A 22117-nucleotide genomic window follows, 5' to 3' on the forward strand; every position below is an offset into this window, starting at 1 on the left:
CGATGAGTCTGGAGAAGTTCAGGGTGAAGGCGCCCAGGGTCTCCGCCAAGGTCTCGGAGTACCTGTTCGACCAGGTGGCGATGGCGCACCGGTTCATCGTGCGGATCGACAAGGACGAGTACAACCTGGGCACCTGGAGCCGGGTGTCGGGCCTGCGGGTCAGCTGGGGCAAGCACACCTACCGGCCCGGCAACAGCAACGACGAGCTGGTGCTCCTCGGCAACATCAGCTACGACACCATCAAGCTCGAACGCGCCGCCTGCTCGGACTCCGCGACCGTGCAGCGGTGGCTCGTGGAGACCTCGCGCACGCCCACCGCGCTCTGCGGCGGCATCGACATGGTCGACTTCGCCAACATGCCGGTCGTCAGCTGGGAGATCAAGCAGTTCTTCCCGATCTCGTGGTCCATCGGGGAGTTCAACTCGACCGGGGCGCGGCCCGCCATCGAAACCCTGGAACTGGCCCACACCGGATTCCTGGACAACGAGGCGAAGACGTCATGACCGGATTCACCCCACCCAGGGGTCTGCACGCGACGCAGCTGGCCGCCAACCCCTTCGCCGCGGTCGGCGCCCTGACGTCCCCGGGCGGGAGGCAGCCCGCGGAGACGCCCCGGTACGGCATGACCATGTGGTTCGAGGTGGCCGTGGAGAACGTCGCACTCGGGCAGGGCGCGACCCGCAACCTGGGGGCCTGGTCGGCCTGCAAGGGGCTGGGGGTCGAACTGCAGATCGAGGAACTGCTGTGGTCCGGCGGTGACTACGGGTCGCCGTACTACATGCCGAAGCGGATCAACTACGGCAACATCACCCTGGAGCGGGCGATGACGGCCGGCGACTCGCGGGACGTGCAGGAATGGCTGAAGACCGTGGCGGCCAGTTGGATCGGCGGCGACCAGGCGGGCGCGGGCCTGGTGGGCGCCAAGGTCAACAACCAGTCGGCGGGCGCGCGGGGGTACCGCGGGTCCACGGTGGTCATCCGCCTGTTCTGCTCGATGAGGGCGCCTGCCGATTCCGGGCCGCCCAAGGCGGGACGCGGCGGGAAGGCGAACGCGCCCGCGGTGAAGGGCGCGGGGTCCGAGGCGCACGAGATCGCCTCCTGGACGTTGCGGGACGCGATTCCCATCAGCTGGAAGGGACCGGACCTCAACACCAAGGGTGGCGACGTCGCGATCGAGTCGCTGACCCTGGTCCACCGGGGATTCCTGCCCGACACGCGCAGCGGGCCGCTGCGCACGCCCCAGGCCAGCCAGGACCAGGGGAAGTTCACCCTCCGCTACAAGCAGGAGGAGGTGACCTTCCAGTACAACCCCACCGACATCACCCTCGAAAGGGTTTCCCCCATCAAGGACGCCGCGGCCACGCTCCGCAGCCCGGAGAACTACCACGAGGAAGGCAAGCTGAACATCAGCGTCAGCCGGGTCCACATCGAGGGCGCCGAGGAAGTGAAGGAGAAGTGCGCCAAGCTCTACGACTGGATCGAGGCGGAGGACGTCGGGGGCAAGGCGATGCCCAAGATCGTCACGGTCACCATGGGCGCGGGGGAGGGCCTGACCCTCAAGGAGGACGTGCACCTCAAACAGGTGAAGTGCGAGTACGTCAGGTTCACCAACACCGGTGTCCCGAACCGGGCGAAGGTGACCTTGACCCTGGTCGTCGTGCCCAAGGACAAGCCGGTGGCGGGTCAGCCCTCCGGTGACGCGCCACGGGGTTCCGCGCACGTCGTCAAGGGCGGGGACACCATGCCGTCGGTGGCCGCCGGGTCGGGAAAGCAGCCCGCTGACTACCGGAGCGTCGCTGAGAGCAACAACATCGACGACACGCTCCGATTGCGCCGCGGCGAGTCCCTGAACCTGGGAGGGAAGCCGTAATGGCCACAGTGGACGCTCCGAACACCCGGCCCGGCCCGGCGGACTACCTGGCCGTCGTGCGGCCGCGGATCTCGCTCGGGACCGAGCGCAGGCCGCTGCCCGACGCGGCCGCTGAACTCCTCCGGCGCGTGGTCGTCGACCTGCACGCGCACCGGCCGGGCATGTTCGAGATCGCCTTCGCCGACGACGGCAACGCCCTGTCGACCGCGGGCCTGGGCATCGGCACCGTGGTGACGATCGGGTCGGGCTCGATCTCGGACGACGCGATCACCGACCTCATCACCGGCGAGGTCGTGGCCATCGAGGGCTCCTTCGACGTCCGGTCCTACGTCGTCGCCCGCGGCTACACCAAGGACCACCGGCTGCAGCGGGCACGGCGCAACCGCACCTTCCTCAACGCCAAGGACTCCGACATCGCGCGGCGCATCGCGGGCGAGCACGGGCTGCCCGTCGGCGCCGTGGACCCGACCCGGACCGCGCACGACCACGTGGGCCAGGTCAACCAGAGCGACTGGGAGTTCCTGCGCTGGCGCGCCGACGCCCTCGGGTACGACTTCGGCGTGGCCGACGGGAAGTTCTTCTTCACCAAGGCCGCCAACGCGCGCACGGCCACGCGGACCGTCCCGCTCCGGTTCCCGGAGACGCTGCGCCGGTTCGCCCCGCGGATCAGCGCGGGGAACCTCGTCCCGGAGACCGAGGTCCGGGTGTGGGACCCCGACAAGAATACGGTGGTGCCGACGGTGGTGCCGACCGCGACGGTCTCGGTCGACCTCGCCGAGGCGGACCCCGCGGGTCTGGCCCGCCCGTTCCTGCCCCGTTCCGCCCCGACGTCCGCGACCCCCTCGCGCGACCCGGCGATGGGCAACCTCGGCCCCGGCCCCGTCGAGCGGGGTTTCGTGCTCTGCGCCCTGCCCGTCGCCCACGGCGCGGGCATCGGCTCGGTCGCCGCGGAGCTGGCCTCGGGCGCGGCCGAGCGGCTGGGCAGCACGGTGGCCGAGGCCGAGGGCGAGGCCGAGGGCGAGCCCGCGGTGCGGCCGGGCAGCGTCATCGAGGTCGGCGGGGTCTCCGGGGAGTTCTGCGGGCGCTGGGCGGTGACGCGCGCGGTGCACGTCCACGACGGGGCGGGCTACATCACGCGCTTCGAGATCAGCGGTCGGCAGGAGAGGTCCCTGCTCGGTCTCGGCGGGCGGGGTGGGGCGGGCGCGGTGCCGAACATCCCGGGCGTGGTGTGCGGGGTGGTCAGCAACATCGGTGATCCCCAGGGCCTCGGGCGGGTGCGCGTCGTGCTGCCGTGGCTGTCGCCGGAGTTCGAGAGCGACTGGGCGATCGTCGCCCACCCCGGCGCGGGGGCAGGCGGGGGCGCCCGGTTCCAGCCCATCGTGGGCGACGAGGTGCTGGTGGCCTTCGAGTTCGGCGACGTCCGCAGGGCGTACGTGCTCGGCGGCCTCGTCGACAAGCGGGACGAGAACCACCTCGGCGGCGAGCCGGTCAAGCGCAGCGGGGCCGCGGCGTCGGTGGTGTGGCGGGGGATCACCTCGCCGACCGGCAACCGGCTCGCCTTCCACGACGAGCTCACCCCCGGCAAGCGGCCGAGCACCATCGCCTCGGAGTTCGTGCTGGGGACCAAGGGCGCGGACGTGGCGCTGGTCGTGGACAAGGTGGCGGGGACGCTGACGCTGCGCTGCTCGCCGGAACCCGCCGACGGCGGGCCGGCGGCGCCGGGGCGCCTGACCATCGAGTGCAACGACGGCGGCACCATCGACATCCAGGCGGGCAAGGGCGGCGTGGTGAACGTCGGCGGCGGCGCGCAGGTCAACCTGACCGGCGAGGCCGCCATCAAGATCGAGAGCCGCGGCCCGGTGGAGATCAAGGGAAACCCGATCAAGCTCAACTAGCCGCGGTGTTGCCAGGAGGAGGCGCGATGTCGACCGATTTCATCGGGACCGGGTGGCAGTACCCCTTGGGGTTCGCCCCCAACGGGTCGTTCGCGCTCGCCGTCGGCAGGCGCAAGCTGGAGCAGGCCATGCGGCTGATCCTGACGACCTACCCGGGTGAGCGGCCGATGCGCCCGGAGTTCGGCTCGCGCCTGCGCGACTTCGTCTTCGAGCCGATATCCCTGGACACCACCAACGGCCTGGCCGAGGAGGTGCGCGGGGCGCTGACCCGGTGGGAGCCGCGGGTCAAGATCGTCGACGTGGCCGTCGAACCCGACCGCGGCGAGCCCAGCCTGCTCTACATAGACATCTCCTACGTGGTCCGCGCCACCAACGACGAGCACAACCTCGTGTTCCCCTTCTACAGCGTCCCCGACGGCGAGGAGGACTGAGATGGCCCTGCCCGCCCCCAACCTGGACGACCGGCGATTCCAGGACCTGGTCGACGACGCCACCAGGATGGTGCGCCAGCGCTGTCCCGAGTGGACGGACCACAACCTCTCCGACCCGGGCGTCACGCTGATCGAGACCTTCGCCTTCGTCGTGGACCAGTTGCTGTACCGGCTCAACCGGGTTCCGGAGCGGCTGCACGTCAAGTTCCTCGACCTCATCGGCGTGCGGATGTTCCCGCCCACCCCGGCCCGGGTGGAGACCACGTTCTGGCTGTCGACCCCGGCGCTGTCGACCATGACGATCCCGGCGGGCACCCTGGTCGGGACGCTGCGGACCGAGACGGTCGAGTCGATCCTCTTCACGACCGTCGCCGACAGCGCGGCGCTGCCCTGCGCGCTGGAGGCGGTGAGCACCCGGGCCGCCGAGGCCGACTCCGCGGTGAACAGGACGATGGAGCTCAGGACCGGCGCGTCGGTGCCGGTGTTCTCCGCGCACCCCCGCCCCGGCGACCACCTGCTGCTGGCCCTGGACCAGGCGGTGCCGCACTGCGCGGTGCGCGTCGACCTGGACGCCCACATCGAGGGCGTCGGGGTGAACCCGGACGACCCGCCGCTGGTGTGGGAGGCGTACAACGGCGAGGCGTGGGTGCCGTGCGGGCTGCTGCGCGACGAGACCGGGGGGCTGAACACCTCCGGGGCGGTGATCCTGGGCATCCCCGAGGACCACCGCGCGGGGATCGTGGACGGCAGGCGCGGCGCCTGGCTGCGCGCCAGGGTGACCGAGCCGCTGGAGGACCAGCCCGGGTACGGCGCGTCGCCGGTGGTGACCAGGGTCGGCGCGTGCACGGTCGGGGTGACCGGCACGGCGATCAACGCCGAGGTCATCCGCGACGAGGTGCTCGGCACCGCGGAGGGCGTCGCGGGCCAGTTCTTCCGGCTGTCCTCCGGACCGGTCCTCGCCGGGGTCGGCGATCCGGTGGTGGAGGTCAGCTCCGACGCCGGGTGGCAGGAGTGGACCCGGGTCGAGAACTTCGCCGCCAGCGGCCCCGACGACCGGCACTTCGTGCTGGACGGCTGCACGGCCGAGGTCATCCTCGGCCCGGTGGTGCGGCTGCCCGGGGGCGGCGTGCGCCACCACGGCGCGGTGCCCCCGCGCGGAGCCGTGGTGCGCGTGCGCGAGTACGCCGTCGGCGGCGGCGAGAGCGGGAACGTGGCCGCCGGGACGATCAGCACGCTCAAGTCGTCCATCCCGTTCGTCTCCGCGGTCGAGAACATCCGTTCCGCGGGCGGCGGGGTCGACGCCGAGACCTTGGACCAGGCCCGCGACCGGGGCGCGCTGACGCTGCGGACCCGCAGCCGCGCGGTGACCGCCGAGGACTACGAGGTCCTGTCCCGGCAGGCCGTTCCCGAGGTGGCGCGGGTGCGCTGCCTCACCGCGGGGGAGACGGGCGTGCCCGCGGGGACGGTGAAGGTCCTCGTCGTCCCCGCGGCGTCCGCCGAGGACGGGCAGGTACGGCTGGCCGACCTCGCGCCGCCGGAGGACCTGCTGCGCAAGCTCGCCCAGGCGCTGGACCGCGTCCGGCTGGTGGGCGCCCAGGTCATCGTGGAGCCGCCCCGCTACCGGGGTGTGACGGTCGTGGCGCGGCTGGTCGCCCGCCCCCGGGTGCGGCCCGCGCAGGTCCGCGAGGACGCGTTGCGGGCGCTGGCCCGCTTCCTGAACCCGCTGCCGGGCGGCGGCCCCGACGGGCAGGGCTGGCCGTTCGGCCGCGCGGTCCGCGTCGGTGACGTGCACGCCGTGCTGCAGCAGGTGCGCGGTGTGGACGTGGTCGAGGACGTGCGGCTGTTCAGCGCGAACCCGGTCACCGGGGAGCGCGGTGTGGAGACCGCCCGCATCGCCCTGGAGGCGAACAGCCTCGTCTTCTCCTTCGACCACCAAGTCCGCGTCGAGACCAACTGACCCGCCGACGGGAGGAACCGCGATGATCGTCTGCCGAGAGTGCGGCCAGGCCAACCGGGAGAAGGACACCTTCTGCGGGTCGTGCGGCCAGTTCCTGGAGTGGTCCGGGGAGAAGGTGGCGCCCGCCGCGAAGGCGGACCCGGAACCCGACCCGGACCCGGGCCCGTCGTCCAAGGCATCCCTGCTGCAGCGGCTGACCAAGGCCGTCGCCGGGTCGCACCGGGACTGGCAGGGCAAGCCACTGGGCGCGGGCGCGGCGGTGGCCACCGCCCCGCCGAAACCGGGCGGTCCGCCGCCACCTCCCGGAGCCCCGCCACCACCACCTCGTGCCGCCCCACCTCCTCCGCCGCCACCCCCACCACCCCCGCCTCCGCCGCCTGGCGGGGCCGCGCCGCCTCCGCCACCACCTCCGCCCCCTCCACCGGGAGGGACCGCGCCGCCTCCACCCCCGCCGCCACCCAGCGCGGCGCCGCCGCCTCCGCCACCCGCCGCCGCGGGCAGCGACCTGGTCATGCCCGTGGTCGCCCCGCGGGAGCCGGACCAGGAAGCCGTGCTGCCACAGGAGGTCCGGCCCAAGAAGGCCGCGGTGCGCCGGGCGCCGCCGACCCGCAAGATCCGGCCGGGCGACCGGATCTGCGGCGAGTGCGGTGAGGGGAACCCGCCCTCGCGGAAGTTCTGCAGCCGCTGCGGCGACTCGCTGGAGGCCGCAGTCCCGATCAAGGCCCCATGGTGGAGCACGGCGGGCCCGCGGCGGGGCCCGAAGGTCGTCAAGGCGGCACAGCGCCCCAACGCGGTCCAGGCGGGCGGCGGGCGGCGGCGGACCCGCAAGATCGGCAGCGCGATCCGCCGCTACTTCTTCGTCGTCGTCCTCGCCTTCACGCTCGTGGCCGGGATCTACCCGCCGCTGCGCACCTACGTGATGACGAAGGTGGGAGAGGTGAAGGCGGGAGTCGGCCGCACCTTCACGAACGCGCTGGGCCCCGTGCGCCCGGTGTCCATCGGGCAGACCGACACCGAGCTGCCCGACCGCCCGGCCAAGGCGGCCTTCGACCAGTTCAAGAACACCTACTGGGCCGCGCCCTGGCAGCCGGACGGCAAGCAGCCCGTCGTGACCCTCGACCTCGGCAACCCGGCCGCGCTCGCGAAGGTGATCGTGATCAGCGGGGCGGCCGACGACTTCGCCGCCCGGCACCGGCCATCGCTGCTGATCTTCTCCTACTCCAACCAGAAATCCGACACCGTGACGCTGCAGGACACCCCGGAGCCGCAGGAGTTCACCCTGCGCAACGGCGTCGGCGCGCAGGTCGTGGGCGTCCAGGTGCTGCGGGTCTTCCTCACCGACGGCGCCAAAGAGGTGGCCGTCACCGAGATCGAGTTCTTCGGGGCGGGCTGAGATGCGCGGAATCGTCCCCGAGCTGCCCAGCCCGCACCCGCTGATCGAGTTCCTCCCGTCGGTCTACGCCGAGGACGACCTGATGGTCCGGCTCACCGCCGCCTTCGACGACGTCCTCAGCGCGAGCCTGGCCTCCCTGGACTGCCTGGGCGCCTATGTGGACCCCCGGCTGGCGCCCGCGGACTTCCTCGACCTCCTCGCCGAATGGCTGGGGGTGGTGGTGGACGACACCTGGCCCGAGAGCAGGCGGCGGGAGGCGGTGGTCAACGCCGTCGAGCTGCACCGCGGCCGCGGCACCGCGCACGGGCTGCAGTGGCACCTGGACCTGGTGACCGACGGTCGGGCGCGGGTCGTCGACGACGGCGGCGTGCGGTGGTCGAGCAGCCCGCACGACGACGACATGTCCCCGCCGCCCGCCGTGCTGGTCGTGCGGGTGTCGCGGGAGCTGTCCGACGCGGAGGTGACGGCGGTGCGCGACCTGGTGGGCTGGGCCAAACCCGCGCACCTGCCCCATCGGGTCGATGTGGTCGACGAGCTCTGACCCGCCGCGAGGCTCGGTGGTGACCCGCGCCGGTGCGCGACACCGATGACGAGGGCCGCCGGGACTGTTCCGGTGGCCCTCGTGGTGGCCGCCCTGGCGGGCTACTCCTGGATTCGGCGGGTGGGCCGCCCGCCCGGGGTGGACTCCGCCGACCCGCCGGGCACTGTCTGGCCGACCCCCAGGACGACCTCCTCGGGCGGGGGCGTGAGCGCGGTGACCGTGGCGGGCGCCATCGTGGCGGTGACCACCACGTCGAGGTGGCCGCGCGGGGGGATGCCGAGGGCGCTCCACAGGTCCTCGCCCGCCGCGGGCAGGTTCGGGTGGGCGACGTCGATCCCGACCTGCCCGGTCACCGGCATGTCGGGCGCGAGGTCCGCCGGGGGCAGCCACACGTGCCCGGCCAGAGCGGACAGGACCGTGCCCAGCACCTCGTGCTCGGCCCGCCTGCTGTCCGACCACGCGGTGAGGAGGTAGCAGAACCGGTACCGGCGGGGCGGGAGCACCCGGGCGAGGACCCGGCCGCGCGCGTCGACGTGGTTGGTCCACGTCGACGCGCGTGCCTCGACGTCCTCCTCGATCCGGTGGGGGAACAGGCTGACCACCGTGTCGGAGACCGTGAGCGCCCACTTGCGGGTGGGCGGTTCGACCCGCACGTCGACCTCCTCGGGGAGCGCCGATCGCACCAGTGAGACCAATGCCGCGTCGATGTGGTGGAGCACCCAGCCAGTGTGGTCGCCCGCGGCGGGACCACCGCAGTACCAACGGGTAAGCGTGCGGGCACAGACGCCCTCGCGGATACTGCGCGAAGGGCTATCCGCGGACGGGTTATGCGCGGGCGCGCGGCACCGCAGAGTTGTGCCATGAAGACGGCTATCATCCTCGGCAGCGCTTCGCTGTCCGTCGCGGCAGGCGACGAGGCGACCTGCGAGATCAGGGTGCGCAACGGCGGCCAGGTCGTCGACCAGTTCAGCGTGGACCTCATCGGCGAGACGGTGCCCTGGACGCGGGCCGAGCCCGCCACGGTCAACCTCATGCCGGGCGGCGAGGTCACGGTTGCGCTGGTGTTCGCCCCGCCGAAGTCCTCGGAAGTGCTCGCCGGGACCTACGCGTTCGCCGTCCGCGTGCGGTCCAGGGAAGACCCGGACAGCGCGGTGGTGGAGGAAGGCCGCATCGATGTCGAGCCGTTCACCGAGCTCGACACCGAGTTGCTGCCGACCCGGCGGCGGGGCCGCACGCGCGCCCGCTACCAGCTCGCGGTGGAGAACGCCGGGAACACCCCGGTGCGGACCGAGGTCGAGCCCTTCGACCCGGAGGACGACCAGCTCGACATCCGGCTGAACCGCACCTTCTTCACGGTGCAGCCGGGCACGGTCGCGCTGCTGAAGGTCCGGGTGAAGCCCTACGACAGGTTCCTCAGGGGAGAACCGCGCAACCACCCGTTCGAGCTGCGGGTCCTGCGCGAGAGCGACAATGACGCGGCGGTGGCCGCCGAGCCGATGGTGGCCAAGGGCCTCATGGTCCAGGAGCGGATGCTGCCCACCTGGGTGCTGCCGATCCTGGCCGTCCTGGCCCTGCTCGCGGTCGCGCTGACCACGCTGTGGTTCGCCGTCGTGGCGCCGGGGGTGAAGAGCATCGCCAACGAGCAGGTCCAGAGCGGGGTGAGCGCCGCCAACAGCGCCGCGGACGCCGCGGACGCCGCGGCCCAGCGGGCGGACGGCCACGCGCAGGAGATCCAGGCGAGCCTCAGCGCCGCCCCGACCCCGCCCGCGCCGCAGCCGCTCGACTTCCGGGTGGCGACCTTCGCCGACCCGGTCACCGACGGGTCGTTCCAGCGGTTCACCTTCACCGCCCCGCAGGGCCGGGTGATGCAGATCGTCGACGTGCTGCTGCAGAACCCGCGCAGCGACGTCGGCTACCTGCGCATCGGAGTCGGCGACAAGGTGCTCTCGGAGTTCGGGCTGGCCAACTTCACCGACAAGTCCATCACCTACAGCAACCCCCTGCGGGTGGAGCCCGGCAGGCCGGTCGTGATCTCGGTCAACTGCGTCACACCCGGTGCGGGCTCGGCCCGCTGCACCCCCTCGGTGACCTTCTCCGGCACGACCGTCGCCCCGCCCTCCAGCACGCGCCCCGCGCCGCCGAGCGCGTCCGCGCAAGGCCGGTAGGCGGTCCGCCACGCAGCCTCGCGGTTCAGGTCCCTGGCGACACGCGGCGCGCGAAGGGCGTGGAACCGGGGAGCGGGTCCTGATCGGGGCGGCTCGCGGGTCGTGCGAGGGCGGCCAGGACGTGGATCACCCCAGCGGCAGCACGATTCTGAGCGGTCCCAAGCCGATCGAGACGGCGGGGGGCGAGGTCGTCGCTGGTTCGGTGGTCGTGCCGGGTGGTGTGGTGGTCGGGGTGCTGGGCACCGGGGGGTGCGTGGTGGTGGTGCGCGTGGTGGACGGTGCCGGAGGGCCCGCGGCGGTGGTGGAGGGGGGAATCGTCCTCGGTGCCGTGGTCGTGGGAGCACCCGGCCTCGCTGGTGCCTGTCCTGCTTGCCCCGACTGTCCTGTTCGCCCTGCCTGCCCCGCCTGTGCCGGTGCGGCGGCGGCCGTGCGGGCCCGGGCCACGGTCCTGGGGTCGCCGGGGATTTCCCGCGCGCCGGGCAGGGGTGGCTCCACGACGGTGAACCCGGAGAGCCGGTACTCGTCGGCCAGCGACAGCACCAGGGCGACGTAGGCGTCGGAGCGGTTGTAGCGGAACACCGCCGCCCGGCGGGACGTGTCGTCGGTCAGGTCGGTCGAACCGCTGCAGAGGTACACGCCCGCGCCCAGGGCGGCGTCGAAGATGTTGTGGGGGTCGCCGACCCCGTCGCCGTTGCCGTCGGCCCGCACGATCTCCCACGTGGACGGCAGGAACTGCATGGGGCCGACGGCGCGGTCGTACTCGGTGTCGCCGTCGAGCCGCCCGCCGTCGGTGTCGGCGATGTGGGCGAAGACGACGCCGTCCAGGCGCGGACCGCGGATCGGCGGCACGCTGGTCCCCTCGGGGGTCAGCTCGGCCCCGCCGAAGCGGCCGTGGTTGGTCTCGACGCGGCCGATGGCGGCGGTGAGCGGCCAGTCCAGCCCGCATCCCGGCTTCTGGGCGCGCAGGACCGCCTCCGCGTCGCGGTAGGCCGCCAGGGCGGTGCTCGGCACGCCGGAGACCACGAGTTCGCCGGGCACGGCAGGCGCCGGGCCCTCGCGCAGCACCTGCGGCACCGCCAGGGGAGCGACGCCCGCGGGCTGCTCGACCGCGACCGCCGGGATCGAGGGCGGTGTCCGCTGGGCGCCTGCCACCGGGGCGGACCTGTTCGCCGCCTGCCTGTTCGCCGCCTGCTCGACGATGGCGGGCTGGTGCCCGACGAGCAGCGCGGCCCCGACGCAGACCGCGACCAGCAGGGCGGCGAAGCCCACTTCCCGCCTGGCCGCGAGCGTCTCGGACCTGGCTTCCTGCTCGGCGCGCAGGCGTTCGATGCGGCCCATGGGGGAGCTCCTCGGATCGTGGCGGCCTCGGCTGTCGCCCGCACGGACAGCCTCGCCCCGCGCGCCGACGCGGGACAGCGGCGTCGGGGACGCGTCGGGGACAACCCATCGGGCAACAGGGCTGCCTCGGATGCGCCCCCGGCAGGTACCCCCGAAAGCGCTCCCCACTGCCATCGTCAGTGGATGATGCCGGTGATTTCCCTGGCCACCGCTCGCCGGAGCCGCCGCAGTGTCCATTGACGACCGCGCGGTGGGGCAGCCCGCGCCCAGCCCTCTCACCATCCTGGTCCGCGAGGCGGCCCTCGCGGGTCACCGGCGCGTCGGGCTGCTCGACCACGCGGTGCTGGCCCTGGGCGGGCGGACCGACGTGCTGTGCGCGCACTTGCGCGACGCGCGACCGGACGTGCCCGCCGTGCTGGCGGTGTCCGCGGAGATCTCGGCGCTGTCGGCGATCCTGGTCGACGTGCTGGACGGGTTCGTCGAGCTGCGCGCCGACCTGCCCGCTCGCACCAGGCTGTGCCTGGTGGCCGAGCGCTTCGCGGACACGGTGTCGTCGTGGGTGTCGATCTGCGCGGCGCGCATCGCCCGGGAGGGCAGGCGGTCCACCGGCGAGCAGCTCACGTCGAACTGGTACCGGGTGGAGCAGGAGATCCTGGGCGCCGTCGAGACGTGCCGGAAGGCGCCGACCTGGTGAAGTCCTGAGCGGAACGCTGTGGTTGGGCGAAAGTCGCGAGTGGCGCCCCCCTGTCGGTCAAGAGGGGCGCCACTCGCGGGTTCAGCGCCTCAGCGAACCCGCCGGACCCGCTTCCCGCGCCTGGTCATCCCGACGAGGGCCGCGCCGACCAGCAGCAGCCCGCCGCCGAGCGCCACCGGGAGCGCCACCGACGAGCCGGTGGAGGCCAGGTCGCCGCCGCCACCGCCGCCCCCACCGTCGCCGCCGGTCCCGCCGCCGCCCGACCCGGCCCCGCCCGCGGAACCGCCACCACCGGCGTCCGATCCGCCGCCCGCCCCTGACCCGCTGGTGAGCACGGTCCGCACGAGGCCCGCGTTGGAGGTCACCTCGGTGTTCCCCGAGGCCGTTCCCGTGGCCGTCGCGGTGGCCTGGACGACACCGGCCGCCGCGTCGGCCGCGGTGACGGTGTGGGTCCCCATGCAGGTCATGGTCGCGGCGGGGGCCACGGCGGCGGGCTGGACGGGGTCGCAGCGCATCCGCAGGGTGACCCCGGCGGGGGCGTCCAGCCGCTGGGTCACCGACACCCGGGCGAGGGAGACCGTGCCGTTGTTCGACGCGGACACCATGTAGACGAGCACGTCGCCCGCGTCGGTCCGGGAGTTGCCGTTGCGGTCCTCGGTCGAGGTGACCTCGTTCTTCACCACCAGCACGGCCTTGGCGGCCAGCACCGTGGTGACGCTCGCGGGTCCCCAGGTCCGCGCTTCCCCGTCCGGCAGCTCCCCGGTCACCGACGCGGTGTTGACCACCCTGCCCGCGTCGATGTCCGCCTGGGTGATCGTGTAGGTGCCGGTGCAGGCCATGTCCTCGCCCGGCCCCAGCGCCGCCCCGGTCTCGGGCCTGCAGTCGAGCGTCGGCGTCGGCGACGCGGGTGCGGCGATGGTGTCGGTCACCTCCACCCCGGTCACCGTCACCGTGCCCGTGTTGCGCACGGTGACCTCGTAGTGGATCACGTCGTCGGCGTCGTTGACCTTGTTGACGTTGCTGTCGTCGATCCGCGCCACCCGCTTGGTGATGGACACGGCCGCCGCCTGGTCCAGCTCGGTGGTGACCTCGTCCGGTTCCCCCGAGGTGATCACCTGCCCGCCCGGCGTGGTGCCCCGCCCGGACGCCCGGCTGGTCACCGATCCCTGGTCGACGTCGGCCTGGGTGACCTCGTAGGCGACGGCGCAGGACATGGTCTGCCCGGCGGGGAGCGTGCTCGGCGCCGTGGGCTCGCAGCGCGGCGGGTCGCCGGGCTCGGTCGCCGGGGGCTCGTACTCGTCCACCACCTCGACGTTGGTCAAGGTCACCGTGCCCGCGTTGGTGGCGGTGATCCGGTACTCGATCGTGTCGCCCACGTCGACGGTGCCGTCCTGGATGCCCTCGAAGCCCTCGGCCTCCTTGACCACCGTCAGCGCGCTCGTCGTCGACAGCTCGGTGGTCAACGGGCCCGAGCCCGCCTCGGCGGTGTCCCCGTCCGGCTGCGTCCCGGTCACTGTCACGACGGTGACGACCTCGGCGCGGTTGACGTCGGCCTGCGTGATCTCGTAGGTGCTCTCGCAGTCGAGGGTGGCCCCGGGCGCGAGGCTCGCGGGAACGCCCCCGGCGCACTCGTAGTCGGTCGCGGACCCGCCCGCCTCGCCCATCTCGTTGGAGATCTCGACGTCGGTGAGGGAAACCCCACCGGAGTTGGTGACCACGACGTCGTAGGTGATCGTGTCGCCGGTGTCCCCGACCCGCTGGTTGCCGTTGGAGTCGCTGACGCTCTCCTCGGCTTCCACCGTGAACTCCCCGACCGGGGAGAGTTCGGTGACCACCGCGTCGTCCGGGTCCACGCTCGCCGAGACCGGCGCCCCCCTGCTGCTGCTCCCGCTCACGCTCGCCTTCGCGGACAGCACCCCGGAGGGGCTGTCCATGTCGGCCGCGGTGATCGTGTACACCTTCTCGCAGCTCAGTTCGGCCCCTGGCGCGACAGCGCTCGGGTTCGACGCCGACGGCGGGCACAGGAGCTCTGCCGCCTCGTCGGCGCCGCCGTCGACCAGAAGCGTCAGGGCGCTGATCTCCACCGTCCCGTTGCCGGTGTTGCGCGCGACGACCTCGTAGGTGACCGTGTCCCCCTCGGTCAGGCCGTCGCCGTCGGCGTCGCCGGTGTCCGCGACCTCGACACCCACTTCCAAGGCGGGCAGGTCGTTGAGGGCGAACCGCGCTGTCTGCGTGATCGCGACGTCCCCGTCCCCGAACGAGCCCCCGGCGGTGGCGGAGAACCTGACCGATCCCGCGTCGATGTCCCGGACCTGGACGGTGTAGGTCCCGTCGCACTGCATCGTCTCGTCCGGCTCGAACTCCCCGACCTGCCTGCACTCGAGGTTGAGCGGCAGGTTCTCGGTCCCCGAGTCCCCCACGAGGACGGCCGCCGTGACCTCGAAGCCGGCGAGCGTGGTGCTCCCGTAGTTGGCCACGAAGATGGAGAACACGATGGTGTCGCCCTCGCTGTGCCTCGGGGGGCTGCCGCTGTCGGTGTAGGCGACGTCGACGGTCATCGAGAGCCCGACCCCCTCGATCGTCACCTGCCCGCTCCCGGTGTTCCTGACCTCCTCGGTCTGGACCTGGGCCACGTTGGGGCCGACGCAGGAGTCCCCGCCGCCGCCGCCACCCCCGCCGCCGCCGCGGCCCCCCGCGCCGCCGCCGCCACCGCCGTTCCCGCCGAGGCAGCCCCCGCCGCCACCGCCGCCCCCGCCGCCGTAGGCGAAGTTCCCGCCGCCACCGCTGCTGCCGCTGCCCTCCTGGCGGACGCCCCCCGCGCCCGCCCCGCCCGAGTCGGTTCCCCCGCCGTCGCTTCCGTTGCTCCCCTCCAGCACGCCCCCCGAGCCGCCGCCACCGCCCGAGCTGCCGCAGTTCGCCCCCCGGCCGCCCGCCCCGCCGCCGCCGCCCGCCTCGACGAGGACGGCGTCGGTGGACCTCACCAGCACCGCGCTGCTACCGCCGCCGCCACCACCGTCGGAGGCGGTGCGAGCGCACAGCGAGGTGCCGCTGCCCCGGCCCCCGCCGCCCCCACCGTGGTGGTACCCGGCGCCGTTGGCGCACCCCACGTCGACGACGAACCGGTCGCCCGTGGTGACCGGCACGGTGGCCTTCATGATCGCGCCCGCGCCCCCGGAACCGGCGTCGTCACCCGCGCCGTTGCCCGTCGCCCCCTTGACGGTGAGCACGAGGATGGTCACGCCGGTGGGGACCGTGTACTCCTGCCGCCTGCCGTCGTCGCACTCGAACACCTGGGTGTCGGCCTGGGCGACCTCGGCCTGCTCGGCGGCCAGCCAGGTGAAGCCGACCGTCCCCAGCGCGATCACCCCCACGACCGCGGACCACCGCCGCCATCCCCTGATAGGCGACACCTTCGAGATTCCGCTTGGCATGGCCGTTCCCGTCGTCGGTCGATGGGGGCGCGACCGCAGCGCATCCCGACCTGCGATGCGGTCGCCGTCGCAGTCTGCCCGCGGCGATCACCGCGACGGCATGACCGCCAGGCAGCGGATCGGGCACTTCCGTTGCGCTTTCAGGCAATGGCGCCGGTGACGGTGAGCGACAACCCGTATCCACAGCGGACCCGAAGATGCCCTTGATCTCGGCTCGGCGTCGTCCACGTCGCTCCCGACGCGAACTCGGGACCCTGACTAGGGTTGTTCCCTAGGTCTTTTGGCTCCCCGGAGGCGCAGATTGGGGCGGGGTCCGCGGTTGAGTGGGAACCACGTGAGGAGTCAGAACATGGATGTGCGAATCCCCGTCCACGTCGAGGCGACCGATTCCGTGACCAGGTTCGGTGTCACCGCCCAGCTGAGCCAGTCACCCGATCTCATGCTCGTGCCGCGGGAGCGGGTGACGCCCGAGGCGGTCGTGATCCTCGCGGTGGACAGGGTCGCCGACGAGATCATGCAGAGCGCGCGGGAGCTGAGCCGCGCGGGCTGCAAGCGCTTCATCCTGGTCACCGTCACGCTGGACGACACCGAGCTCCGGGCCGCCGTGGAGATCGGCGTCTGCGCCGTCGTCGAGCGCCGGGAGGCCACCCCGGCCAGGCTCGAACAGCTCGTCGTCAAGGCCACCCAGGGCGAGTCGGCGCTGCCGACGGAGATGCTGTCCCGGCTGTTCCGGCAGGTGTCCGACCTGGAGCACAACACGATGTCCCTGCGGAAGCTGCCGGTGGCGGGCCTGACCGCTCGGGAGACGCAGGTGCTGCAGCTCGTCGCGGACGGCCTGGACACCGATGAGATCGCCGTGCGCCTGTCCTACTCCTCGCGGACGGTCAAGAACATCCTCCACGCGGTGACCACGCGCTTCTGCCTCCGCAACCGATCGCACGCGGTCGCCTACGCGATGCGGGAAGGGCTGATCTGACCGGTTTCCGCGGGCGGCTCGGGTGGTCCTGCCAGGTGGACATCCCGAGCCCGCCAACAGGCGAGGACGCGACCGGGTGACCCGGTCGCGTCCTCGCCTGACGGCGGAGGCGGAACGAAGGTCCACAGCGGACTGGCCGACGGCGCCCTCGCGGGCGGGCGCTGACGCACGGGCCTGGGCGCCTACATCTCGCCCAGTGCTTTGCGCAGCTTCTCCTGGACCACCTTCTGGATCTTCTCCTGGAGGTCTTCCTTGATGATCTCGGTGACGTGGTCCCAGCTGCCCCAGTCGTCCCAGTCCTGGCTCTCCAGGTGCTTCTGCAGGAGAGCCTTGGTGGAGTCCGGGATCTTCTGGTCCGCCTCGACCAGCGCGTCGACCAGGCGGGTCTGGAGGGTTCCCAGGCGTGAGCTCAGCAACTGCTGCTGCCGGTCCACGTGCTCCCGCACGAACTTGCGCTGGAGGTCTTTGAGCACGTGCTGCGGATCGGGGCGGTGGTCGTGGTGGACCGGGCTGTCCCACTGCTGGCCCGTCTCGCTCGGGAGGTGCTTGAGCGTGCCCTTGGCGAACTCGGCCAGGAAGCTGCTGACACAGCGCTGCCCAGGCGTCCCGGACGTGGCCCCGCCCTCCTGGTACTGCCGCAGCGTCGTCCTCGCCTGGGCGGAGAGGCGGTCGTAGCTGGCTGTCGCCTTCTTCGCTGCGGCTTGGACCTGCGTGCTCGCCGTGGCGTACTGCGGGGACTTCTGCGCCAGCCCCTCGTGCGCGCTCGCGAGGACCTTGTGGATGTCGTAGGAGGCGAGACGCGGATCGATCTCGCCTTCGGGCATTTCGCCGAAACCGTTCATCGTCAGCCCCCGCTGCCGGACTGCTCGATGAAGGCCTTCGTCTCCGCGCGCACGGCCTCCCGGAGCGTCTCGATGATGCTCGGGTCCAACGCGTTGAGCTCTTTCAGCAGGTCCTCCGAGAGGGCGTCGTCGATCGCCCGCTCGTTGTGCCAGATGAGTGATTCCTGGACCCACTTGCGTTCTTCGTCGCTCAGCTTGTTCAGGTCGTCCATGCTCGCTCCTCGGTCGATCGCCCTGCGCTGGCGAGCGTATGGCGGAGCTTTCGACGTGGGCCAGTGCCGATGGGGCAAGCCAACGGGATACTGGGCCGCAGCTACTTCGTCCCGCCGACGAGCCCGTCCGGGTAACGCGTGAGGGTGAGCTAGCGTGTTCGTCTGTTCGGGTGAACTTGAGGATGAATTTCTGGGGCGCGGGCTCTGCGCGGGGCCGGTTCGGGTTGAAGGTGATCGGGGGCGGGGCTGCTTCTTGCCGTCAATTCGATGAGTGGGAAGGGCGATCCCCGGGGCCAGGCGCGCCTTCTGGAGCAGATCGTCGATCCGAAGACAATCCGTCAGATCACCCGAGCCCGCTGATCCGCTCAGACCGTGCTGGGGTGCCGTGACCGGCAGGCCCGACGCGGGGTGCCGAAATTCTTCGGATGAGACAAGCGATGAGCGCGATCAAGGCCACCGGTCTTCGACGTGAAGCCGCAGCGCGGTCCAATGTGATGGAACGGCAAGTAGCCTTGAAGAATCAGCCAGCTCATCGCGGAAATCCTTGCTGGGCAACGCGTTGCGCCCTTCTGCCTCGTGAGGGTTGACTGGGCTCACACCCCCAGGGACAGGGAAGTGGATGACATGAAGATCCGTATTGAGTTGACCGGACGGTGCACGTGGCCGGAGTTCACCAGGACCGTTCGGGTCGTGGTGCTTGTGCTCGTCTTCGTGGTCGTGGGGTTCGCGGCAGGGATTTTCCCCTACCTGCCCGTGCGCTAACGACCAGGTTCCGTGGGGGCCGGCCGGGACATCCCGGCCGGCCCCCACGGCTGTCGGTCACACGGCGATCACCCGGGTGAATTCCGTGAGCGGCGTGGGATCGGACGTTGCCATCGCCACGTCACCGGTCTCCGTCCATGCGTGGAAGCGGTAGGGGTCTTTCGCCACGCCCAAGACCCAGCGCAGTCTGCGCCGGAGCAGCAGCGAGACGAGCACCGCCGCGAGCGAGTGCTCCAGGCACGCCGCCCGGCCGGGGTAACCGCGCAGAGCCGTCTCCACCGCGGTCGTCGCCTCGACGGCCTGGGCGATGGTGGAATCCCTGACGCACCAGCGACTGTTCGCCGCACCCACCACGCGGACAGCCACTCGGAACGGCAGCCGGAGCAGGCAGATCGCCAGTGGTGCGGCGATGCGGGCCACGGCAGGCACATGGCGCCCGTTGGTCGCGCCCTTGGCGCCGACCTCAGCGGGCGGGCCGGGCCGCGCGGCCACGGGCCCCCGGACACGTCCCCTGGACCTGCCGAAGGCGATGAGCCCGCGCTCGGACAGATCGTCGATCACCAGTCGAGCATCGGCGTGGAAGGTCTCGTGAGCGGAGGGCGGATACCGCTCGGCGACCACCCTGACCGCGCGACCGACATCCTCCGTACGCCCGACCTCCTGCCACAACGCGGCCGCGGCCGCGTTCAGGACGTGCCACCGCCCCGACCGGACGTTCAGCACGACGACGCTTCCCGCGGCGCCGTCGGCCGCGTGAAGGTGCGCGGGCACGTGCGCGTGGGTCATGAGATGCTCCTGAGCCACAGGTCGAAGGCGACCAACCGGTTCAACGCGGGGAAAGGCCCGTCCGCGCCCATCACGATCCGGTCGACGGACCGTAGGACCGCCCGCGGCTCGATCAGTCCGTGATCGGCCAACGGCGACGTGACGAGCCTGGCGCGCAACTCGGCCGCGTTGGCCCGCACCCCGAGGTATTCCTCACCGAGGTAGTCCCCCTTCGTGCGCCGGTCGAACACGGTGCCCGGGACGAGCCCGCGCAGCGATGCGCGCAACAAGGGCTTGACCTCGTCTCCGATCACGCGCTCGTGCGCCGGGACCGACATGCACGCCCGGACGACGTCACCGTCGAGGAACGGGCTCTGCGGCCACACGCCGTAGGGCCTGGCCAGCTCGCTGAAACACTGCTGAACCCGCGCGGAGAGCGGTGCTCACACCATGCACCGTCGGAGTGGTGCCGAGGAGGGACGGCGGTTCTTGAACGTCGTGCCCGTCCCCGGTTGAGGTTGCCGCTTCGGGGCCGATCCTCCCTTGCGGGAAGGTCGGCCCGTCCGGTTGTCACCAGCGGTGTGCCACGTCGATCACGAGACGGCCGGGCAGGGTGAACACGCGGAATGGCAGCAAGGCCCGCACGCCCAGTCCGACCAGGGTCGAGTGCCGATAGGCGCCGGCCCAGGCCACCTGGCGGAAGGTCGAGTAGCCGGACACGTTCACGACCTCGGCGCAGTTCGTGCACGGAAACACAGGTCCGTCCGTCCTGTCATAGGTCGCGCTCAGGTTGATCCACAGCCTGGCGCCGCCACGCAGCGGCACGACCTCACCGCTGACATCGGTCATGGTGTCGACGTACAACACCCGATATCCAGCGGACTTTCCGCGGGTGTCGAGCACCAGTCGGTCGTAGCAGTCGTGCCTGCCCGCGCGAATGTTCGTCAGCACCGGCGAGGGCACGGTGAGGGTGGTGGTCTTCTGCCGGGACCCCCACGTGATTCCGCAGTACGGTGCGGCCGCCGAGGTCGATGAGTGCGTCGGGGCCTGCGCGGCGACGGCGGTCGGGGCGAGCCCGACAGCCACGGCCAACGCGGTCGCCAGCAGTCCCGTTCTTCGAATGATGGTTTTCACTGTGTCCCCTCAAATTTCAGACCGCGCAATTGGCGGCTCGATACAGGTTAAGACGTGTGGTTATCCACGGCGTTGCTCCTTCAGGAGAGAGAGATGGCGTGCGAGGTCGCCGCGCAAGATCCTGGGCATGACGGCCCTCATCGGCTGGGTGCCGAGCCACGGTCGGCGATCGAGGCGGCCACGGCCACCGGCAAGTGGTGACGGGAATGCCCGATCCGGGTGCGCGAGGTGCGTGGCGAGCGCGACGGCGGTGAAGTGGGGTACGAGCCTACCGGTCCCGGGCTGTGTGAACATCATTGTGTTGTCAACAGTTCGCGGCCGAACGCACTACATTTTTAAGTGTCAACTGGGCGATTGTCGGCCCCAGGGCAGCCGCTTTAGAGTCAGAAGCAGTCCGCGCGGACCAACACACCCTGCAATGTCCCGTCGTGAGGGAGATACCTCTATGACGCGCTTCCGCGCTGTCCGAACCCGTCTGGTCACCGCGCTGGCGATTTCCGCCACCGCCTCCGCGGTCCTGACCGGCCAGGCAACCGCCGCCGAGGGGACTGTCGTCGCCGCGGCGAACGGCATCCCCGGCAGCTACATCGTCACGTTCAAGGAGGGGGCGCTCGGCACGCAGAGCACCCGGTCGCTGGTCGGTGCCCTGGCCGACCGGCACGGCGTGTCGATCGAGCACACCTACGAGCACGCGCTGCGCGGGTTCTCCGGCACCATGAGCGCGAAGGCGGCCCGCCGCCTCGCCGCCGACCCGGCCGTGGCGCTGGTGGAACAGAACGCCCCGGTGCAGCTCGCCGCGACCCAGTCCCCGGTGCCGTCGTGGGGCCTGGACCGCATCGACCAGCGCAACCTGCCGCTGAACAACAGCTACTCCTACACCACCACCGGTTCGGGAGTCACCGCGTACATCATCGACACCGGCATCCGCACCACCCACCGCGACTTCGGCGGCCGGGCGTCGTGGGGCACCAACACCGTCGGGGACGGCAACAACTCCGACTGCAACGGCCACGGCACCCACGTGGCGGGCACCGTCGGCGGCGCCTCCTACGGTGTGGCCAAGTCGGTGCGCCTCATCGCGGTGAAGGTCCTCTCCTGCGTCGGTTCCGGCAGCTGGGCGGGGGTCATCGCGGGCATCGACTGGGTGACCAACCACCACACCTCGGGCCCGGCGGTCGCCAACATGTCCCTGGGTGGCTCCGGCAGCAACGCTTCCCTGGAATCCGCTGTCCGCAGGTCCATCGCCGACGGCGTGACCTACGCGATCGCCTCCGGCAACTCCAACTCCAACGCCTGCAACTTCACCCCGGCGCGCACGGCCGAGGCGATCACGGTCAACGCCAGCGCCAACACCGACGCCCGCGCGTCGTTCTCCAACTGGGGCACCTGCACCGACATCTTCGCCCCCGGCCAGAACATCACCTCGGCGTGGCACACCAGCGACACCGCGGTCAACACCATCAGCGGCACGTCGATGGCGGCCCCGCACGTCGCAGGCGCCGCCGCGCGCGTGCTCAGCGGCAGCCCCGGCCTCACCCCGGCGCAGGTGGCCAGCAACCTGACCTCCGCCGCCACCCCGAACGTGGTCACCAACCCGGGCACCGGTTCCCCGAACCGCCTGCTCTACCTGGCTCCCACGTCCTGACCACCACACACCTCGACGCCGCCCGGTCCGCGTGGACCGGGCGGCGTCGGGGCGTCATGGCCTGAT

Annotated in this window: 20 protein-coding genes; 12 read left to right on the top strand and 8 right to left on the bottom strand. The window is 71.9% G+C overall.

Annotated elements, in window-relative coordinates; genetic code table 11:
- Positions 1-2: 2 nt before the first annotated feature.
- Genes ACTG9Q_RS14900 through ACTG9Q_RS14930 form a run of 7 tightly spaced genes read left to right on the top strand, consistent with a single transcriptional unit; the run spans position 3 to position 8087 of the window.
- Positions 3-503, top strand: a complete 501-nt coding sequence (locus ACTG9Q_RS14900; RefSeq protein WP_455573353.1) for a phage tail protein — start codon at positions 3-5, stop codon at positions 501-503.
- The gene (locus ACTG9Q_RS14905; protein ID WP_455573354.1) at positions 500-1870 is read left to right on the top strand and encodes a phage tail protein; all 1371 of its coding nucleotides are present in this window, start codon (positions 500-502) and stop codon (positions 1868-1870) included. Before ACTG9Q_RS14900 ends, ACTG9Q_RS14905 begins: the two co-directional genes overlap by 4 nt.
- Positions 1870-3765 carry a phage baseplate assembly protein V gene (locus ACTG9Q_RS14910; RefSeq protein WP_455573355.1) on the top strand — a complete coding sequence of 632 codons (1896 nt, stop codon included), beginning with the start codon at positions 1870-1872 and terminating at the stop codon, positions 3763-3765. Before ACTG9Q_RS14905 ends, ACTG9Q_RS14910 begins: the two co-directional genes overlap by 1 nt.
- Before the next feature lie 26 nt (positions 3766-3791).
- Positions 3792-4196, top strand: a complete 405-nt coding sequence (locus ACTG9Q_RS14915; protein ID WP_455573356.1) for a GPW/gp25 family protein — start codon at positions 3792-3794, stop codon at positions 4194-4196.
- 1 nt (position 4197) lies between these two features.
- On the top strand, positions 4198-6153 hold the full coding sequence (locus ACTG9Q_RS14920; protein ID WP_455573357.1) for a putative baseplate assembly protein: 1956 nt from the start codon (positions 4198-4200) through the stop codon (positions 6151-6153).
- Positions 6154-6175: 22 nt separating this feature from the next.
- Complete coding sequence (locus ACTG9Q_RS14925) at positions 6176-7546, top strand: NADase-type glycan-binding domain-containing protein (protein WP_455573358.1); 1371 nt, start codon at positions 6176-6178, stop codon at positions 7544-7546.
- Between the two features lies 1 nt (position 7547).
- Positions 7548-8087 (top strand): phage tail protein, encoded by a 540-nt coding sequence (locus ACTG9Q_RS14930; RefSeq protein ID WP_455573359.1) that lies wholly within the window; start codon positions 7548-7550, stop codon positions 8085-8087.
- Between the two features lie 101 nt (positions 8088-8188).
- Here the strand turns inward: ACTG9Q_RS14930 and ACTG9Q_RS14935 are convergent, their stop codons facing one another.
- Positions 8189-8806 carry a DUF4255 domain-containing protein gene (locus tag ACTG9Q_RS14935; RefSeq protein ID WP_455573360.1) on the bottom strand — a complete coding sequence of 206 codons (618 nt, stop codon included), beginning with the start codon at positions 8804-8806 and terminating at the stop codon, positions 8189-8191.
- A gap of 141 nt (positions 8807-8947) precedes the next feature.
- Here ACTG9Q_RS14935 and ACTG9Q_RS14940 point away from each other — a divergent pair, with 141 nt between their 5' ends.
- Positions 8948-10252 (top strand): COG1470 family protein, encoded by a 1305-nt coding sequence (locus ACTG9Q_RS14940; protein WP_455573361.1) that lies wholly within the window; start codon positions 8948-8950, stop codon positions 10250-10252.
- Between the two features lie 126 nt (positions 10253-10378).
- Here ACTG9Q_RS14940 and ACTG9Q_RS14945 read toward each other — a convergent pair whose 3' ends face one another.
- On the bottom strand, positions 10379-11590 hold the full coding sequence (locus tag ACTG9Q_RS14945) for a lytic transglycosylase domain-containing protein (RefSeq protein WP_455573362.1): 1212 nt from the start codon (positions 11588-11590) through the stop codon (positions 10379-10381).
- A gap of 229 nt (positions 11591-11819) precedes the next feature.
- On the opposite strand from ACTG9Q_RS14945, the gene ACTG9Q_RS14950 reads away from it, so the two are divergent.
- A complete protein-coding gene (locus tag ACTG9Q_RS14950; RefSeq protein ID WP_455573363.1) occupies positions 11820-12284 on the top strand; it encodes a hypothetical protein in 465 nt (154 codons plus the stop codon).
- 89 nt (positions 12285-12373) lie between these two features.
- On the opposite strand, the gene ACTG9Q_RS14955 is transcribed toward ACTG9Q_RS14950, so the two are convergent.
- Positions 12374-15655, bottom strand: a complete 3282-nt coding sequence (locus ACTG9Q_RS14955) for a DUF7507 domain-containing protein (RefSeq protein ID WP_455573364.1) — start codon at positions 15653-15655, stop codon at positions 12374-12376.
- 409 nt (positions 15656-16064) lie between these two features.
- Here ACTG9Q_RS14955 and ACTG9Q_RS14960 point away from each other — a divergent pair, with 409 nt between their 5' ends.
- Complete coding sequence (locus ACTG9Q_RS14960; protein WP_455573365.1) at positions 16065-16691, top strand: response regulator transcription factor; 627 nt, start codon at positions 16065-16067, stop codon at positions 16689-16691.
- A gap of 182 nt (positions 16692-16873) precedes the next feature.
- Here ACTG9Q_RS14960 and ACTG9Q_RS14965 read toward each other — a convergent pair whose 3' ends face one another.
- Positions 16874-17515, bottom strand: a complete 642-nt coding sequence (locus ACTG9Q_RS14965; RefSeq protein ID WP_455573366.1) for a hypothetical protein — start codon at positions 17513-17515, stop codon at positions 16874-16876.
- 20 nt (positions 17516-17535) lie between these two features.
- Positions 17536-17745: a hypothetical protein gene (locus tag ACTG9Q_RS14970; protein WP_455573367.1), complete on the bottom strand. Its 210-nt coding sequence runs from the start codon at positions 17743-17745 to the stop codon at positions 17536-17538.
- 624 nt (positions 17746-18369) lie between these two features.
- Here ACTG9Q_RS14970 and ACTG9Q_RS14975 point away from each other — a divergent pair.
- Entirely contained in the window at positions 18370-18507 is a 138-nt protein-coding gene (locus ACTG9Q_RS14975) for a hypothetical protein (RefSeq protein ID WP_455573368.1), read from the top strand.
- 57 nt (positions 18508-18564) lie between these two features.
- Here ACTG9Q_RS14975 and ACTG9Q_RS14980 read toward each other — a convergent pair whose 3' ends face one another.
- The 3 genes from ACTG9Q_RS14980 to ACTG9Q_RS14990 form a co-directional block, all read right to left on the bottom strand.
- Positions 18565-19293, bottom strand: a complete 729-nt coding sequence (locus ACTG9Q_RS14980) for a lasso peptide biosynthesis B2 protein (RefSeq protein ID WP_455573369.1) — start codon at positions 19291-19293, stop codon at positions 18565-18567.
- The gene (locus ACTG9Q_RS14985; protein ID WP_455573370.1) at positions 19290-19658 is read right to left on the bottom strand and encodes an asparagine synthase-related protein; all 369 of its coding nucleotides are present in this window, start codon (positions 19656-19658) and stop codon (positions 19290-19292) included. Before ACTG9Q_RS14985 ends, ACTG9Q_RS14980 begins: the two co-directional genes overlap by 4 nt.
- 184 nt (positions 19659-19842) lie before the next feature.
- Positions 19843-20235: an AMIN-like domain-containing (lipo)protein gene (locus tag ACTG9Q_RS14990; protein ID WP_455573371.1), complete on the bottom strand. Its 393-nt coding sequence runs from the start codon at positions 20233-20235 to the stop codon at positions 19843-19845.
- 616 nt (positions 20236-20851) lie between these two features.
- Between ACTG9Q_RS14990 and ACTG9Q_RS14995 the strand changes: the two genes are divergently transcribed.
- The gene (locus ACTG9Q_RS14995; RefSeq protein WP_455573372.1) at positions 20852-22051 is read left to right on the top strand and encodes a S8 family peptidase; all 1200 of its coding nucleotides are present in this window, start codon (positions 20852-20854) and stop codon (positions 22049-22051) included.
- The last annotated feature ends 66 nt before the right edge of the window (positions 22052-22117 follow it).

Source organism: Actinokineospora lacus, assembly GCF_053813445.1.